The organism is Peribacillus sp. SIMBA_075 (genome assembly GCF_046534585.1).
The window spans coordinates 1-267 of the sequence record NZ_JAWRYN010000733.1; the positions used below are offsets into that span (position 1 = coordinate 1).

1 protein-coding gene is annotated in these 267 nt (G+C 40.1%); it reads left to right on the forward strand.

All coding sequences use genetic code 11. The annotated features are described in order from the left end of the window. Positions 1-249, forward strand: a 249-nt coding sequence (locus SB775_RS30145; protein ID WP_410864923.1) for a thioesterase family protein, incomplete at its 5' end; no start/stop codon positions are given. Between the last annotated feature and the right edge of the window lie 18 nt (positions 250-267).

Sequence of the window (267 nt, forward strand, 5' to 3'; positions counted from 1 at the left end):
GATCTTCAGGTTCGATATAAAAAACCATTACTGTACGGCGAAACCGCAATCATCCATACGTGGATTGAAGAATACAATGGTGTCAAAACGGTGTATGGCTATGAAATTCAAAAGCCTGATGGACAAACAGCTATTACGGGGACAACCTCACATATTTGTGTAGACAAAGACACCTTTAGACCTATTCAGTTTAGAAAAGCCTTTCCTGCCTGGCACAAAGTATACGAACAGTCGAAAAAGCAGGGTTAATCTATGGCATTTGGTATT